Origin of the sequence: Pseudomonas sp. R3.Fl, assembly GCF_023516765.1 — a bacterium.
Lineage (GTDB): Bacteria > Pseudomonadota > Gammaproteobacteria > Pseudomonadales > Pseudomonadaceae > Pseudomonas > Pseudomonas citronellolis.
In genome coordinates, this window is record NZ_JAMGSO010000001.1 from 4083885 (window position 1) to 4099697 (window position 15813).

The window sequence follows — 15813 nt, forward strand, 5'->3', positions numbered from 1 at the left end:
TGCTCTTCGTAGGAGCGAGCCATGCTCGCCTGCAACGGCTGGTGCTCGGCCGGGCATGGTGATGGGTATCGCTTCGCTCAACCCATCCTACGAAAAGCGCTGAGGCGCGGCCGGCGAGCGGGGGTTTAGCGGTAGACGCCATCCTTGCCATGCGCCGCCATGGCGCGGTTGCCGCGTTCGGCGATCAGCAGGTCGGGCTTCACCAGTTCGATGCCCGCCGCCTTCAGCTTCGGCAGTTCGCGCAGCAGCACCCGCAGGGTGGCCGGGCGCGGGTGGCCGATCAGCAGCGCCGAGCCCTGCTTGCGCGCCAGGGCCACGCCGCTCTGCAACTGGCGGGCGATGCTGTCTTCATCCGGCTGGTCGTCGAGGAATACGTCGCGGGACAGGCTGGCCAGGCCGCGCTTCTGCGCTTCGGCGGCGGCCACGGTGGCGGCGCTGGTGCGGCTGTCGAGGAAGAACAGGTGGCGTTCCTGCAGGGTGCCCATCAGCAGGTCCATGCCGGCGCGGTCGGCGGTCATGCGGCTGCCTTCGTGGTTGTTCACGCCTTGCACGTAGGGCACCGCGGCCAGCGCCGCATCCAGGCGGCGGGCGAGTTCCGCCGGCGGCAGGTCGGGGCGCCAGGCGTAGGGGCCGCCGGCCGGGTCCATCGGCAGGTGCAGGATCAGGGTGCGCCCGCGCTGGTGGGCTTCGCGGGCCAGTTCGGCGGCGTGCGGGGTGTCCGGCATGATCGCCAGGGCCACTGCGGCCGGTAGTTCGAACACCTGGCGGTCGCGCGCCAGGTTCTGCCCGAGGTCGTCGATCACCACGCTCAGCAGCGGCTTGGCCTGCGCCTGGCCGAACAGGGCGGCCAGGCACAGGCCGAACAGCAGCCGTGCCCGGCGCACCGGTCAGTTGCCGCGGCTGACGCTGAGCCCCTTCAGCAGGCTGAGGGCCTGGCTCAGCTGGAAGTCGCTGTCCTGCGGGGCGGCCTGGGGCGCCTTGCCCGACTGCGTCGGACGGTCCTTGCCGCCGTTGCCGTTGGCCAGGTGGCCCTGCAGGTCGGCTTCCTTGAAGCCTTCGAAGTCGCTCTGCTCGCGGGTCACCTTGGCGCGTTCCACCTCGATGTCCGGGACGATGCCCTGGGCCTGGATGGAGCGGCCGTTGGGGGTGTAGTAGAGCGCGGTGGTCAGCTTCAGGGCGCGGTCGTTGTTCAGCGGCAGCACGGTCTGCACCGAGCCCTTGCCGAAGCTGTCGGTGCCCATGAGGATGGCGCGTTTCTGGTCCTGCAGGGCGCCGGAGACGATTTCCGCCGCCGAGGCGGTGCCGCCGTTGATCAGCACCACCAGCTGCACGCCCTCGCTGGGGTCGGCCGGGTCGGCGGAGAAGCGCAGCTCGGAGTTGGCGATGCGGCCCTTGGTGTAGACGATCAGGCCCTTGGTGAGGAAGGCGTCGGCCACTTCCACCGCGGACTGCAGCACGCCGCCGGGGTTGTTGCGCAGGTCCAGGACCAGGCCCTTGAGCTTGCCCTTGTTGTCCTTCTTCAGCTGCGCCAGGGCCTTGACCACCTCGTCACCGGTGTTGACCTGGAACTGGGTGATGCGCAGGTAGCCGTAGTTCGGCTCCAGCAGCTGGGTCTTGACGCTCTTGACCTTGATGATGGCGCGCTTGAGGGTGACGTCGAACGGCCGGCCGCCGCCGCGCACTATGGTCAGGGTGATGGACGAGCCGGGCTTGCCGCGCATGCTGTCCACCGCCTCGTTCATCGACTGGCCCTTGGTCGGCTTGCCGTCGATCTGCACGATCAGGTCGCCGGGCTGGATGCCGGCCGCGGCCGCCGGGGTGTCGTCGATCGGCGAGACCACCTTGATGAAGCCGTCCTCGGTGCCCACCTCGATGCCCAGGCCGCCGAACTCGCCGCTGGTGCTTTCCTGCAGCTCGGCGAACTCTTCCGGGTCCAGGTAGGCGGAGTGCGGGTCGAGGTTGCTGAGCATGCCCTTGATGGCGTTCTCCAGCAGGGTCTTGTCGTCCACCGGCTCGACGTAGGCGGCCTTCACCCGGTCCAGGACCTCGGCGAAGGTACGCAGTTCGTCCAGCGGCAGCGGCGCCTCCTTGCCGCTGGCCGCAGCGGACGCGGCGGGCGGTGTCTCGGCGGCCTGGGCCGCCCCGATACCGAGCAGCAGGGCCAGGGTGATGAGACGGAAGCGATGCGACATGTTTGGCTCCTAAGGCGTGTCCGCTGCTTATCCTTGCGTGCGACACCAGGTAGTGGGGTCCGTCGGGCGGCCCTGATGACGAATGGCGAAATACACCGCCGGAGTCTCCTGCCCGCCGCTGGTGCCGACGGTAGCGATGGGATCCCCGGCCTTGACCGTATCCCCGGCGCCTTTCAGCAGACTCTGATTATGACCATAAAGGCTCAGGTATCCACCACCGTGGTCGAGGATAACCAGTAGCCCCGCGCCGCGCAGCCAGTCGGCGAACACCACCCTCCCACCATGCACGGCGCGTACCGTGGCGCCTGCGCTGGCGCCGATCAGCACGCCGTCCCAGGTGGCGCGCGGGTCGTCGCCGCGCGGGCTGCCGAAGCGCGCCAGGATGCGGCCGTTGACCGGCCAGGGCAGCTTGCCGCGGGTGGCGTCGAAGGCGCCGCCGAAGCCGGCGCCGCTGGACACCAGCGGGCCGCTGTAGTCCGCGCGGGGCTTGGGCTTCGCGCTGCCGCCGCTGCTGGCCATCTCGCGTTCGCGGCGGGCGCGCTCGCGTTCGGCGGCCAGGGCGCGCTGGCGCGCTTCCTCGGCTTCGCGGGCCTGGCGGGCGAGGGTTTCCTCGATGGTCTTGAGCACCTTGTTCAGCTCGGCCTGGGCCTGCTGGCGGTCCTGCAGCTTGCGGTTGCTGTCGCTGTAGTCGCTGTTGAGCTTGGCCAGGGCTTCCTGGCGCTGCTTGCGCGCCTCGGCCAGTTCCTGGCGGCGGGCCTCGAGGTCCTGCTGCTGGGCCAGTTGCTGGCTCTTCTGCGTGGTGATGTCGCGCTCGACGTTTTCCAGCTGGCGCAGGGTCTCGTTGAAGGCGTTGAGCTGTTCCAGGCGCGCGCGGTTGATGTAGTCGTAGTAGGTGAGGGTGCGGCTGAACTTCTCGGGATGTTCCTGGTTCAGCAGCAGCTTGAGGTATTCCTCGCGGCCGCTCTGGTACGCGGCGCGGGCCTGGATGCCGATCAGCCTTTGCTGTTCAAGGCGCGCGCCCTGGAGTTTTTTTTTCTCCTCGTCCAGGCGCTGGAGCTCCTTTTCGCTCTTCTCCAGCTCCTCCTGCAGCGCCTTGACCTGCTTCTCCAGGTCGCCCATCTGCGTCTCGGTGGACTTGAGCTGCTTCTGCACCCCGGATTTCTCTTCCTGGATGCCGCTGAGGGTCTTCTTCAGCTCGGCGATGTCTTTCTGCGTCCGCTCGATCTGCTTCTGGGTGTCGGCGCGATCGTCGGCGACGGCCGCCAGCGGGCTCAGCAGGCAGATCAGCAGCAGGGAGGAGAGGGCGCGATGCATGGGGTGGCGGGCACCTGGAGGCGGAATCGGCCTAGTATGCATAAAAAAATCGTTACAAGCCGCAAGCGGCGAGTGAAAAGCATCACGCCGCCTGCAGCTCGCGAAGGTCACTCCAGGGTGACGATGGATTTGCCGGTCATCTCGGCCGGCACCGGCAGGCCCATCAGCGTCAGCATGGTCGGCGCCACGTCGGCCAGCACGCCGCCTTCGCGGATGCTCAGCTTGCGCTTGCCGACGTAGATGAAGGGCACCGGCTCGCAGGTGTGCGCGGTGTGCGCCTGGCCGGTGCTCTCGTCTTCCATCTGCTCGACGTTGCCGTGGTCGGCGGTGATCAGGGCTTCGCCGCCGACCTTGTCCAGCGCCGCGGCGATGCGTCCGACGCAGGTGTCCAGGCATTCCACGGCCTTGACCGCGGCCTCGAACACGCCGGTGTGGCCGACCATGTCGCCGTTGGCGTAGTTGACCACGATGACGTCGTAGCGCTGGTTTTCGATGGCGTCGACGATCCTGTCGGTGACTTCCGGCGCGCTCATTTCCGGCTGCAGGTCGTAGGTGGCGACCTTCGGCGAGGGGATGAGGATGCGTTCTTCGCCCTCGAACGGCTCTTCGCGGCCGCCGGAGAAGAAGAAGGTGACGTGGGCGTATTTCTCGGTCTCGGCGATGCGCAGCTGGGTCTTGCCGTTCTTGGCCAGGTATTCGCCGAGGACGTTGTCCAGCGACTCGGGCTTGAACGCGCTGGGCGCCGGGATGTTCGCCGAGTACTGGGTGAGCATCACGTACTCGGCCAGGTGCAGCTCGCGCTGGCGCGGGAATTCCTTGAAGCCCGGCTCGACGAAGGCGCGCGACAGTTCGCGGGCGCGGTCGGCGCGGAAGTTCATGAAGACCACGGCGTCGCCGTCTTCCACGCGCACCTGCTCGCCGATGCGCGTGGCCTTGACGAACTCGTCGCTCTCGCCGCGCTCGTAGGCGGCGTGCAGCGCGGCCACGGCGTTGTCGGCGGTGAATTCGGCGGCGCCTTCGGTGATCAGGTTGTAGGCGGCTTCGACGCGGTCCCAGCGGTTGTCGCGGTCCATGGCGAAGTAGCGGCCGATGATGCTGGCGGTGCGGCCCTTGCCGATGCGGGCGAAGGCATCGTCGACCAGCTTCAGCGACGGCTCGGCGCTCTTGGGCGGGGTGTCGCGGCCGTCGAGGAAGGCGTGCAGGTAGATTTTCTGCGCGCCACGCTGGGCGGCCAGTTCGGCCATGGCGATCAGGTGGTCCTGGTGGCTGTGCACGCCGCCGTCGGAAAGCAGGCCGAGGATGTGCACGGCCTTGCCGGCGCCCACCGCCTTGTCCACCGCGCCGGTCAGCACCGGGTTGTCGAAGAACTCGCCGTCGCGGATGGCCTTGGTCACGCGGGTGAAGTCCTGGTAGACGACGCGCCCGGCACCGAGGTTCATGTGGCCGACCTCGGAGTTGCCCATCTGCCCGTCCGGCAGGCCCACGTCCATGCCCGAGCCGGAGATCAGGCCGTGCGGCTGGGTGGCCAGCAGGCGGTCGAGGTTCGGCTTCTTCGCGGCGAAGATGGCGTTGTACTCGGGGCTGTCGCTATGGCCGAAGCCGTCCAGGATGATCAGGACCAGGGGTTTGGGCGATGCAGTCATAGGTGCGGCTCTTTCCAAAACGGGGGTCAGAAAAGGATCGGCATTTTACCGTCTGGGGGCGACGGGCGCCATGATTCGCAGGGTTCAGCCGTCAGGAGGGCGCGTGTATACTGGCCGGCATTTTTACCTGTGGATGCCTTGCGCCATGTCGTCGTTCCTTCCCCGTCTGATCGAATTCGCCACCCATCACTACCTGCTGGTCGGCGCCCTGGTGGTGCTCCTGGTCCTGCTCGCGCTGCACGAGCTGAACAAGGCCGGCCGCGCGCTGTCGACCCGCGAGCTGACCGCGTTGGTCAATGCCGAGCAGGGTGTCGTACTGGACATCCGCCCGAGCAAGGAGTTCTCCGGCGGCCACATCTCCGGTTCGCTGAACATCCCCGCCGACAAGCTGAACAGCCGCATGAGCGAGCTGGACAAGCACAAGGCCAAGACCATCATCGTGGTCGACGCCATGGGCCAGCATTCGGGCACCTGGTGCGGCGTGCTGAAGAAGGCCGGCTACAACGTGGCCAAGCTGGGCGGTGGCATCGGCAGCTGGCGCGGCGACAACCTGCCCCTGGTGAAGTGAGATGCAGGCGGTTCTGATATACACCACGGCCTGGTGCCCCTACTGTATCCGCGCCAAGGCGCTGCTGGACAAGAAGGGCGTGGCCTACGAGGAGATCGGCGTGGACGGCAAGCCCGACCTGCGCGCCGAAATGAGCCGCAAGGCCGGCCGCACCTCGGTACCGCAAATCTGGATCGGCAGCACCCACGTCGGCGGCTGCGACGATCTCTACGCGCTGGAGCGCGCGGGCAAGCTGGATGCGCTGCTGTCGGCGTGATCCCCTTATTACTGCAAACGAGCCATAAGAAGGTCCTGAAATGACTGAGCAATCTAGCAACGGCGCCAACGAGCAAGAAAACGGCCCGCAGTTCTCCCTGCAGCGCATCTACATCCGCGACCTGTCCTTCGAGGCGCCGAAGGCTCCGGAAATCTTCCGCCAGGAATGGCAGCCGGCGATCAGCATGGACCTGAACACCCGCCAGAAGCAGCTCGACGGCGACTTCTACGAAGTGGTGCTGACCGTTTCGGTGACCGTGAAGAACAAGGACGACGTGGCCTTCATCGTCGAAGTGCAGCAGGCTGGCATCTTCCTGATCAAGGGCCTGGACGCCTCCAGCATGAGCCACACCCTGGGCGCCTTCTGCCCGAACATCCTCTTCCCCTACGCCCGCGAAGCCCTGGACAGCTTGGTGGTGCGCGGCTCGTTCCCGGCGCTGATGCTCTCGCCGGTGAACTTCGACGCCCTGTACGCCCAGGAAATCGCCCGCCTGCAGGCTTCCGGCGAGATTCCTTCGGTCCAGTAAGGTCCGTCGTAGCGAAGAAAGGCGCCCAAGGGCGCCTTTTCTTTTGCCTGGCGTTTCTACGGGCGATGGCGTTTCTTCCGCGCGTCTATTGGGTTCCCGCGTTCGCGGGAATGATGGGTCGAGAGTCGTGTTTTCCGACGTCATTCCCGCGAACGCGGGAACCCAGAAAACAACGTAGGAGCGGGCCCTGCCCGCGATTCGCGCGCAGGGCGCGCTCCTACAATTACCGGCTGGCTGTTCTTTTCGTAGGAGCGAGCATCGCTGCGCGTTCAAATTTGGTGCGCGTGCACTAGCAAGGCGCCTTCTCGGCCAGCCTGTGCGGGCATTTCGGCCATGTCTTTTCTGCCTGGATGCTCACAGGGGAATGCGCTGAAAGCCCCATGAATACTGGCCTGCATGGCTGTGCCGTGTGGGAAATACGACCTGTCGGCAAAACTGGCACAGCCCCTGCAATAGTCCCAATAACGATTTCGGGGGCCTCGGTACAGGCAGGCTGGGGAAACCCCACTTTTACACAAGGCGCGCCGCCGCGGCCCGATGCGGTGGAAGGCGTGAACGGTTCGGGGGTCCTGGTACAGGCAGGCCGGGGAAACCCCCTTTTTACACCGGAGGTTCGCGATGCGGCCTCCGCCCCTTTCGGGGCCCTCGGTTCAGGCAGGCCGGGGAATCCCCTTCTTTCTTCCCTAGGGTGGCCGCCGGTCCCCTCAGCGCAATTGCGGATGGACCCGCAGCACCCAGTCCCCGTCCTTCTCCTCGCTGTCCCAGCTACCGCCCAGGTGGCGGGTGGAGAGCAGGATTATCCACAATTGTCCCTCCCGGGTTTCCACGCGCCAGCGCAAGGGCTGGCCGTCCAGGCGCATCTGGCCCTCGGCGGCCGCGCCCGCTGCCCGCACGCGCAGCGCCAGGGCGCCCTCGATCTGCCCGGCCTCGACCCTGGCGTTCTGGTCGAAGCGCAGCAGCAGGACGCCATCCTGCGCCTGGACGGCGAGCAGATGCGGCTCGCCCGGCGTGGGCCCGGTGAGGCGGCCGAGCATCAGGCCGATCATCAGCCCGCCGATGGCCAGCGCCGAGAACACCCGCAACCACGGCCGGGGCCGCACATCCGCCGCCGCGGGAGTAGAATGCCGGCCGTCCTCAGGCCCGGAGCGCTGCATGTTCCACGTCATCCTCTTCCAACCGGAAATTCCACCCAATACCGGCAACATTATCAGGCTCTGCGCCAATTCCGGCTGCAGCCTGCACCTGATCGAGCCGCTGGGCTTCGAACTGGACGACAAGCGCCTGCGCCGGGCCGGGCTGGATTATCACGAATACGCCCCGGTGCAGCGCTACGCGAGCCTGGAGGAATGCCTGGAGAAGCTCGGCCACCCGCGGCTGTTCGCCTTCACCACCAAGGGCTCCCACGCCTTCCACGAAGTCGCCTACCAGCGTGGCGACGCCTTCCTGTTCGGCCCGGAAAGCCGCGGCCTGCCGGAAGATGTGCGCAACGCGCTGCCGCCGGAGCAGCGTCTGCGCCTGCCGATGCGCCCGGATAGCCGCAGCCTGAACCTGTCCAACACGGTCGCCGTGACTGTCTATGAAGCCTGGCGCCAGCTCGGCTTCGCCATGGATTGAGCAGCGATTGATCGATCCGGCTCAGGGCCCGTGGGGCCTGCGCCGCAGCCATTCATCCCAAGGTTGTCCACAGGCGGGCGCACAGCGATTGTGGGCAACGTGGGAAATCCTGCACAGAATTCAGCCGGGGCTGTAAGGGGCGCGGGGCCTGGGCTGCGGGGGGATCGATCCCCGCCCTGTGCACAGGGTTATCCACAGTTTGTGTGGATAGAGCATCGCGGACGGAGTCCGCTCCTACGGTTCCAGGAAGCACGGGCGTAGGAGCGGACTCCGTCCGCGATTGGCTCGCCCTCTGCCAGGCCTTTACCATATGTGGCTGTGGATAACCCTGTTCCCCGCGTGAGGACGAAAAAGGGGCCCGAAGGCCCCTTGCGAAAGGCGCTGACGTTTCAGTCGTCGCCTTCGTCGTCCGGGCCGTCCACTTTCATGCCCAGTTCCTTGATCTTGCGCGTCAAGGTATTGCGTCCCCAGCCCAGCAGCACGGCGGCGTCGCGGCGGCGGCCGGCGGTGTGCTTCAGGGCGGTCTCGATCATGATCCGCTCGAAGGCCGGCACGGCGCTGTCCAGCAGGCTCGACTGGCCGCGGCCCAGGGCCTGGTCGGCCCAGTGGCGCAGGGCCTGTTCCCAGTTGGCCGCCGGCAGGCTGTCCTGGGGCTGGGTCAGCAGCTCCGGCGGCAGGTCGTCGATGTGCACCTCGCGGCCGGAGGCCATCACGGTGATCCAGCGGCAGGTGTTCTCCAGCTGGCGCACGTTGCCCGGCCAGCCGAGGTTCTTCAGGTAGTCCTCGGTCTCGGGCTTGAGCAGCTTGGGCTCCACCGCCAGCTCTTGCGCGGCGCGGGCGAGGAAGTGCCGGGCCAGCGCCGGGATGTCCTCGCGGCGGTCGGCCAGGCGCGGGATGTGGATGCGGATGACGTTCAGGCGGTGGAACAGGTCCTCGCGGAACTTGCCCTCGCGCACCAGGTTTTCCAGGTTCTGGTGGGTCGCGGCGATGATGCGCACGTCGACCTTCACCGGGGTGTGGCCGCCGACGCGGTAGAACTCGCCGTCGGCCAGCACGCGCAGCAGGCGCGTCTGGGTGTCGGCCGGCATGTCGCCGATCTCGTCGAGGAACAGGGTGCCGCCGTCGGCCTGCTCGAAGCGCCCGCGGCGTTGCGCGGCGGCGCCGGTGAAGGCGCCCTTCTCGTGGCCGAACAGCTCGGACTCCATCAGGTCCTTGGGGATCGCCGCCATGTTCAGCGCGATGAACGGCTCGGCCGCGCGCGGGCTGTGGCGGTGCAGGGCGTGGGCGACCAGTTCCTTGCCGGTGCCCGACTCGCCGTTGATCAGCACGGTGATGTTGGAGTGGCTGAGGCGGCCGATGGCGCGGAACACCTCCTGCATCGCCGGCGCCTCGCCGATGATCTCCGGGGTGCGCGCCTGGTTGGCCGGCGCCTCCAGGCCTTGCTGCTCCTGGGCGTGCTGGTTGGCGCGCTTGACCAGGGACACGGCCTCGTCGACGTCGAACGGCTTGGGCAGGTATTCGAAGGCGCCGCCCTGGTAGGAGGCCACCGCGCTGTCCAGGTCCGAATGCGCGGTCATGATGATCACCGGCAGACGCGGGTGCAGCTCGCGGATCTGCGCCAGCAGGTCGAGGCCGCTGGAGCCGGGCATGCGGATGTCCGAGATGATCACGTCCGGCTGCTGCCGGCCGAGGCGGTGGATGACGCTGTCGGCGTTCTCGAAGCTGACGGTGGTCATGCCTTCCTGTTGCAGGGCTTTTTCCAGTACCCAGCGGATGGAGCGGTCGTCGTCGACGATCCAGACGGTCTCTGAACGGCTCATGGGTGGTGCACTCCTTGTTCCAGGGGCAGGAACAGACTGAATACGGTGTGGCCGGGGTGGCTCTCGCATTCGACCAGCCCCTGGTGCTGGCTGATGATGTTCTGGGTGATGGCCAGGCCCAGCCCGGTGCCGTCCGGGCGGCCGCTGACCATGGGGTAGAAGATGGTGTCCTGCAGTTCGGCCGGGATGCCCGGGCCGTTGTCGATGATTTCCACCTTGCACACCAGGCGGTGGCGCGTGTGGCCGATGGTGAACTGGCGCAGGGTGCGGGTGCGCAGGGTGATGCGGCCCAGGCGCAATTCGTTGTGCGCGGTGACGGCCTGCATGGCGTTGCGCACGATGTTGAGCACCGCCTGGATCATCTGCTCGCGGTCGAGCAGCAGGTCGGGAATGCTCGGGTCGTAGTCGCGGATCAGCGGGATGCTGCCCTGGGTCTCGGCGCCCACCAGGCTGCAGACGTGCTCCAGCACCTCGTGGATGTTGGTTACCCGCAGTTGCGGCAGCTTGTTCGAGCCGAGCATGCGGTCCACCAGGTTCCGCAGGCGGTCGGCTTCCTCGATGATGACGTTGGTGTAGTCCTTGAGCGCTTCGTCCGGCAGCTCGCGGGACAGCAGCTGGGCCGCGCCGCGGATGCCGCCCAGGGGGTTCTTGATCTCGTGGGCCAGGCCGCGCACCAGCAGCTTGGTGGTCTCCTGCTTGGACAGCTGGGCCTCTTCCTTGGTGATGCGCATCAGCCGGTCGCGCGGGTGCACTTCCAGCAGCAGCAGGGTCTCGCGGCGGTTGAGGATGGGCGTCACCGCGTAGTCGACGGTGATGCTCTGGCCGGTGAGCGAGGTCAGCGTGGCTTCGCGCTTGGTGAACGGGTGCGCTTCCTCCACCGCCTGGCGCAGCGACTGCAGGGCCTCCTGGGATTCGGTGAACAGCTCGCTGATGAACTGCCCGTGGCTACGTTGGCCGCTGACCGCCAGGAGCATCTCGGCGGCCGGGTTCATGTACTCCAGGCGCAGTTCGGCGTTGAGCAGGATCACCGCCGTTGTGAGGTTGTCGAGCAACAGTCTGAGCTGGGTTTCTGTAGGCATGGCGGACAAGCGTTCCAAGGTTGGGCAGGAAAATGCAAAAAGCAAACCAAGCCCCGAAAAGACGCGCCAGGCCGCGATCTGCGCCGACTCGTGGCATTTCCTCAAGGAAAACGGGCCGTCAGCGTGACCCGAAATGGGGAGAGTATAGAAAGTGGTGCAGGCGCTCGCACCAATGTGGTGCGCATCTTCAGGGAAGGCTTCTTAAGAGGGCGTGCGAAAATTCGCTGGGTTCAGGGGCGCGATGCCAGGGCGGGCCGCTCGCCGGCGTCGCTTTCGGCGACCGATACGCGCTTCATGTGGAACGGCTGGTTGGGCGTCTGTTCCAGGGTCTGGCCGCGCTGGTCGAGGATCTCCACCGACAGCTGGTGAGTGCCGCGATCGAGGTTGTGCAGGGGGAACACCGGGCTGCGGCTTGGCTCGCCCACCGGAACGCCGTCGAGGAACAGCCGGTAGCTGTGCCCGGGCAGCAGGTTGGGGTCGCTGGAGACGGTGACGATCAGCTCGCCGTTGTTGGCGCGGACGGTGGCGTCGGGCTCGGGCACCAGGATGCGCAGCACCTGGTATTGCGGCGGTTGCGGCGGCAGGGCCGAGGCGGCGGGCGCGTACAGTGGCGGGGGCATGTTCGGCATGCCGTTGGGCGGCGCCAGGTTCAGGCGCTGGGCGTTGCTGCGCTTGGGCTGGTCGGTGAAGACGCGGTTGCCGTCCTTGTCGATGTAGGTATAGACCTCGGCGCTGGCCTGGAACGCCGCCAGCAGAAGCAGGCCGAGCAGCAGCGGGCGTTTCATCAGTTGCCGCTCCTCGGCATGGGCCTGACGCGCGCCGGGCTGTTGGTGCTGATGCGCTGCAGGGTGAAGCTGACCGGCGCACTGGATTGCAGCACGCGGTCGCCCTGCACCACGTCCACCGAGAGGCTGTGGTCGCCGCGTTCGAGGTTGTTCAGGCTGAAGCGCGTGGAGCTGCTGGGCGCGCCGTAGGGCTGGCCGTCCAGGCGCAGTTGCAGGCGGTCGCCCATGGCCAGTTGCGGCTGGATGGCCACCTCGACGTCGAAGTTGCCGTTGTTGGCGCGCAGGGCCTCCTCGTCGGGCAGCCCGGTGATGGCCAGGATGGCGTAGCGGGCCTGGCGCTGCTCGCCATCGCCACTGCCCATGGGCGCGCCGGGCGGCTGGGCGCCCACGGTGTTGGTCGGCGGCAGTTCCACCGGCTTGGCGCTCACGCCGCTGGGCGGCTGGTTGGTGAACACCGTCTTGCCGTTGGCGTCGGTGTACTTGTAGATCTGCGCGCTGGCCGGCACGGCCAGGGCGAGCAGCAGGCAGAGGACTGGCACGCGCATGCGTGATCTCCCGGAAGACAATGGGCTAAGCCTTGCATCGGCGCCGACGGGTGGCAAGTGAAACGCCATCACGCCGCCGGGTTTGCGCGGGAGTTAACAGTGCGCAGCCGACGGAGTGCTGCTGCTTTTGTCGAACTTATTTGATATCTAGCGTGGTTTCGTTGTTGATCTCTGCGTTTTCTGACAAATGTCAACGGTACTTCCCGGGGCATGGCTTGAGATAGGCGCACCGAATCGTACGCGCGCCCCTTCGCCGGGGCGCCCGGAGTGAACGCCATGTCCATCCCTTCGCCACGCCGCCTGCGGGCCGGCCCCTTCAGCGGGAGGCGCCGAGCATGACCCTCCTGCTGCCGCTGTTCATCGCCCTGCTGCTGGTGGCCTTGCCGCGCCTGTTGCCGCTGCCCGTCGTCAGCACCGCCAGCGTGCCGGCCGGCGCCGCCGCGGCCACCTGGCACGCCTGCGAACTGCCCGAGCCGCCGTCGTTGCCGAAGCCGCAGGCCAGCACGGCGCCGAACAACCTGCTCTACCTGCCGCTGGGCCTGCACCCGGCCGATCGCTGCCTGCACGGGCCATTGGTGGTGGAGGGGCTGGTGCGCATCCGCCCGCCGCTGCAGTTCTGGCGCATCTGTGCGGGCGAGATCCGCTTCGGCGACTGTTCGCGCACGCCGACCGGGATCGTCGCTGCCGGCAGCGGCCGGCGCCAGGTCGAGGAGGGCGAGTACCGCGTGGCCGCCGGCGGCTGCCTGGAGGGCGACCTGCTGGTGCGCGGCGACCTGTACCTCGGCCGCTATTCCCGCGTGCTCGGCTCGGTGCGGGTCGAGGGTGGCGTGTGGATGGACGAAGGCGCGGAAGTGGCCGGCGCCATTCTGGCCCGGGGGTCGGTGCGCGTCGGCCGCCGTTCGCGCGTCGCCGGGCCGCTGAGCGCCGGGCGCAGCGTCAGCCTGGGGCGCGATTGCGTGGTCGGCGCGCAGGGCTCGCCGACCAGCATCAACGCCGAGCGGGTGCGGATCAACGAGGGCTGCAAGGTCTATGGCCAGGTGACGGCCGAGAAGGGCGCCCAGGTCAACGCCCGGGCCGGCGCCGAGGCCCCGCGCGAGCCGGTCTGAACCGCGCCGGCGGCCTCAGATGCCGCCGTCGGCGGGCTCGGCGTGGCCTTGCGGGCCGTCTTCCTCGCGCGGCTTGCGCATGCGTGAGAGCTGCACGTTCAGGCGCGGCATGGCCAGTTCCAGCCCGGCCTTGTCCAGCTTCTGGCGCAGGCGCAGGTTGAAGGCGCGCTGCACTTCCCACTGGCGGATCGGCGCGGTCTTGAAGCGGAAGCGCAGGATCGCCTGGCCGTTGTCGAAGCTCTCGACGCCCTGCATTTCCAGCGGCGACCAGATCGCCCGGTTGATGCTGCGGTCGTTGCGCAGCTCGCCGGCCACATCCTTCACCAGCGCCAGGGCGTCGTCGATCGGCATGCTCGCCGGCACCGGCCAGCGGAACATGGCGTAGCCGAACTGCCGCGAGTAGTTCTTGATGCTCTTGATCTCGCTGAACGGGATGGTGTGCACCACGCCGTCCAGGTCGCGCAGGCGCACGGTGCGGATGGTCAGGCCCTCGACCGTGCCCAGGTGGCCGCCGACGTCGACGTAGTCGTCGATCGACAGCGAGTCCTCGATGATGATGAACAGCCCGGTGATCAGGTCGGCCACCAGCGACTGCGCGCCGAAGCCGATGGCCAGGCCGATGACGCCGGCGCCGGCCAGCAGCGGCGTGACGTTCATGCCCATGTTGGCCAGCGCGACTATCAGCGCGATCACCGCGATGGTGATGAACAGCACGTTGCGGATCAGCGGCAGCATGGTCAGCGCGCGGGTGTTGGCGCGGTTCTTCCCGCCCAGGCCGAGGCTGTGCTGCACCGCGGTGTCGGTGAGGATCCAGATCAGCCAGGCCACCAGCAGGGTGCTGCCGAAGCTGATCAGCTTGAGGCTGATCTGCGAGCCGTCGCCCTCGGCGAAGCCGATCAGCGACATGCCCCAGACGCGCAGGCCCACTTCCAGGAACACCAGCAGGGTGGCCAGGTGCAGCAGGGTGTAGCCGAAGTTCTGCAACTGCTCGATGTAGGGCGCGCTGCGCCGGCTGCTGCGTTGCGCCGAGCGCAGGTGGGCACGGCGGATCAGGCCGTTGACGGTCATCGCCACCACCGCGATCAGCGCGCACAGCAGGGCCCGGCGCAGGGCGTAGCTGCTGTCGCCGGCGGTGACCACGGTGGCGAACAGCGAGATGCCCACCAGCAGCAGGACCGGCACGTACCACAGCGAGCCGACCAGCTCCACCAGTTCGTGCAGGCTGCGGCGCTTGAGGCGGCGCTCCAGCGGCTGGTTGCGGATCAGGTGGGCGATGGGCCGGCGGAACTGCAGGACGAACAGGGCGGTGAACAGCGCGGCGCAGATGTTCGCCAGCGAGCCCACGGTCAGGGCGGTGTTCTGCCCGAGGCTGTCGGTCACCCGCGGGTCGTGCATCACCTCGCCCAGGGCGGCCAGGCTGCCGATCAGCCACAGCGGGCGGAAGGCGCGGCGCCGCAGGATGTCCAGGGCGCGCGTGCGGTGCGGGCCGCCGAGCAGCGACAGGGAGATCACGCAGAGCGCGGAGAACAGCGTGCCGCACACCAGCACGTAGGCGATCACCATGGCCACCAGCTTGCCCAGGGAGCTGGGCAGCACCACGGACAGGTAGACGGTGATCAGGAAGGCCACCAGCCAGGGCCCCAGCTTGCGCAGGGCGAACAGCAGCAGGTCGCGGGTCTTGGGGTGCTGCGGCAGTTCGTCGGCCAGGCCGAAGCGCTCGCGCATGCGCCGCGCCAGCCAGCGCAGGCCCAGGGCCAGGCAGGCCCAGAGGAGGATCACCAGGGAGAAGTCGAGGATCATCCCCGGCCATTCCTGCCAGGACGGCGTGCGCTCCTGCAGCTCCACGCCGGCCTGCTGGAACAGGCCGCTCCAGCGCAGCGTCGGGCTGTTGGCGCCTTCGAAGCGCTTCTCCAGGCTGCCCAGGGTGTCGCCGAGCAGGCCGAGCACGCCGCTCTGGTCCTCCGCGCCCTTCTTGGTGGCGTCGCGCAGCTGCTTGAGCTTCTTCAGCAGGTCGCTGCGCTGCTGGTCGTTCTCCAGAGTCTTGATCACCTGGTCCAGCGACTGCTGCAACTGGGCGTCGCTGACCTTGGCATCGCTCCCGGTCACGCCGGGAATGCTCGGCAGCGCGGCGGACGCCGGCCCGGCGAGGAGCAGGCCCAGGCTGAGGCAGCACAGCAGCAGGAAGCGGCGAAGAAGATCGGTCACGAATGGCACTCCGGAGCAGGGCGAAACTCGCCACATCATACAGATGCCGGGGGCTGAGCCGAATTGCCGAATTGGAGGGGAGGTGCTCGCTTTGTAGGAGCAACTGTCTTGCGCCGAGGCGCTCTTCGTAGGATGGGTTGAGCTTGCGATACCCATGCTG

The 15813-nt window shown here is 67.8% G+C and carries 15 protein-coding genes; 5 read left to right on the forward strand and 10 right to left on the reverse strand.

The features are described from left to right. Window positions 1-125: 125 nt before the first annotated feature. The 4 genes from M8R19_RS18060 to gpmI all read right to left on the reverse strand — a co-directional run bounded on the left by M8R19_RS18060 (window position 126) and on the right by gpmI (window position 5149). Window positions 126-884 carry a divergent polysaccharide deacetylase family protein gene (locus M8R19_RS18060; protein WP_249918501.1) on the reverse strand — a complete coding sequence of 253 codons (759 nt, stop codon included), beginning with the start codon at window positions 882-884 and terminating at the stop codon, window positions 126-128. Window positions 885-887: 3 nt separating this feature from the next. Next, window positions 888-2192 (reverse strand): S41 family peptidase, encoded by a 1305-nt coding sequence (locus M8R19_RS18065; RefSeq protein WP_249918502.1) that lies wholly within the window; start codon window positions 2190-2192, stop codon window positions 888-890. Window positions 2193-2219: 27 nt separating this feature from the next. Further along, window positions 2220-3506 (reverse strand): murein hydrolase activator EnvC family protein, encoded by a 1287-nt coding sequence (locus tag M8R19_RS18070; protein WP_249918503.1) that lies wholly within the window; start codon window positions 3504-3506, stop codon window positions 2220-2222. A gap of 107 nt (window positions 3507-3613) precedes the next feature. Continuing rightward, window positions 3614-5149: a 2,3-bisphosphoglycerate-independent phosphoglycerate mutase gene (gene gpmI / locus M8R19_RS18075; RefSeq protein ID WP_249918504.1), complete on the reverse strand. Its 1536-nt coding sequence runs from the start codon at window positions 5147-5149 to the stop codon at window positions 3614-3616. Between the two features lie 145 nt (window positions 5150-5294). On the opposite strand from gpmI, the gene M8R19_RS18080 reads away from it, so the two are divergent. From M8R19_RS18080 to secB, 3 genes are read left to right on the forward strand one after another with little or no spacing between them, the layout of a single operon-like run. After that, window positions 5295-5717: a rhodanese-like domain-containing protein gene (locus M8R19_RS18080; RefSeq protein WP_058070782.1), complete on the forward strand. Its 423-nt coding sequence runs from the start codon at window positions 5295-5297 to the stop codon at window positions 5715-5717. A gap of 1 nt (window position 5718) precedes the next feature. Beyond that, window positions 5719-5973, forward strand: a complete 255-nt coding sequence (grxC, locus tag M8R19_RS18085) for a glutaredoxin 3 (RefSeq protein WP_009613820.1) — start codon at window positions 5719-5721, stop codon at window positions 5971-5973. 40 nt (window positions 5974-6013) lie between these two features. Beyond that, window positions 6014-6499, forward strand: coding sequence for a protein-export chaperone SecB (gene secB, locus M8R19_RS18090; RefSeq protein ID WP_009613819.1), 486 nt, complete (start codon window positions 6014-6016; stop codon window positions 6497-6499). Window positions 6500-7203: 704 nt separating this feature from the next. Here secB and M8R19_RS18095 read toward each other — a convergent pair. Continuing rightward, complete coding sequence (locus M8R19_RS18095; RefSeq protein WP_249918505.1) at window positions 7204-7599, reverse strand: hypothetical protein; 396 nt, start codon at window positions 7597-7599, stop codon at window positions 7204-7206. A gap of 52 nt (window positions 7600-7651) precedes the next feature. Here M8R19_RS18095 and trmL point away from each other — a divergent pair, with 52 nt between their 5' ends. Continuing rightward, window positions 7652-8113 carry a tRNA (uridine(34)/cytosine(34)/5-carboxymethylaminomethyluridine(34)-2'-O)-methyltransferase TrmL gene (gene trmL / locus M8R19_RS18100; RefSeq protein WP_074980097.1) on the forward strand — a complete coding sequence of 154 codons (462 nt, stop codon included), beginning with the start codon at window positions 7652-7654 and terminating at the stop codon, window positions 8111-8113. Between the two features lie 389 nt (window positions 8114-8502). Here the strand turns inward: trmL and ntrC are convergent, their stop codons facing one another. The 4 genes from ntrC to M8R19_RS18120 form a co-directional block, all read right to left on the reverse strand. After that, entirely contained in the window at window positions 8503-9933 is a 1431-nt protein-coding gene (gene ntrC / locus M8R19_RS18105; RefSeq protein ID WP_009613816.1) for a two-component system response regulator NtrC, read from the reverse strand. Next, window positions 9930-11012 (reverse strand): nitrogen regulation protein NR(II), encoded by a 1083-nt coding sequence (gene glnL, locus M8R19_RS18110; protein ID WP_074980092.1) that lies wholly within the window; start codon window positions 11010-11012, stop codon window positions 9930-9932. Before glnL ends, ntrC begins: the two co-directional genes overlap by 4 nt. Before the next feature lie 230 nt (window positions 11013-11242). After that, window positions 11243-11797 (reverse strand): DUF4124 domain-containing protein, encoded by a 555-nt coding sequence (locus tag M8R19_RS18115; protein ID WP_074980089.1) that lies wholly within the window; start codon window positions 11795-11797, stop codon window positions 11243-11245. Next, the gene (locus M8R19_RS18120; protein ID WP_249918506.1) at window positions 11797-12342 is read right to left on the reverse strand and encodes a DUF4124 domain-containing protein; all 546 of its coding nucleotides are present in this window, start codon (window positions 12340-12342) and stop codon (window positions 11797-11799) included. The genes M8R19_RS18115 and M8R19_RS18120 overlap by 1 nt, the downstream gene beginning before the upstream one ends. Before the next feature lie 335 nt (window positions 12343-12677). On the opposite strand from M8R19_RS18120, the gene M8R19_RS18125 reads away from it, so the two are divergent. Further along, a complete protein-coding gene (locus tag M8R19_RS18125) occupies window positions 12678-13448 on the forward strand; it encodes a bactofilin family protein (protein WP_074980084.1) in 771 nt (256 codons plus the stop codon). A 15-nt stretch (window positions 13449-13463) separates the two neighbouring features. Here the strand turns inward: M8R19_RS18125 and M8R19_RS18130 are convergent, their stop codons facing one another. Then, complete coding sequence (locus M8R19_RS18130) at window positions 13464-15689, reverse strand: mechanosensitive ion channel family protein (protein ID WP_502943067.1); 2226 nt, start codon at window positions 15687-15689, stop codon at window positions 13464-13466. Window positions 15690-15813 lie beyond the last annotated feature (124 nt).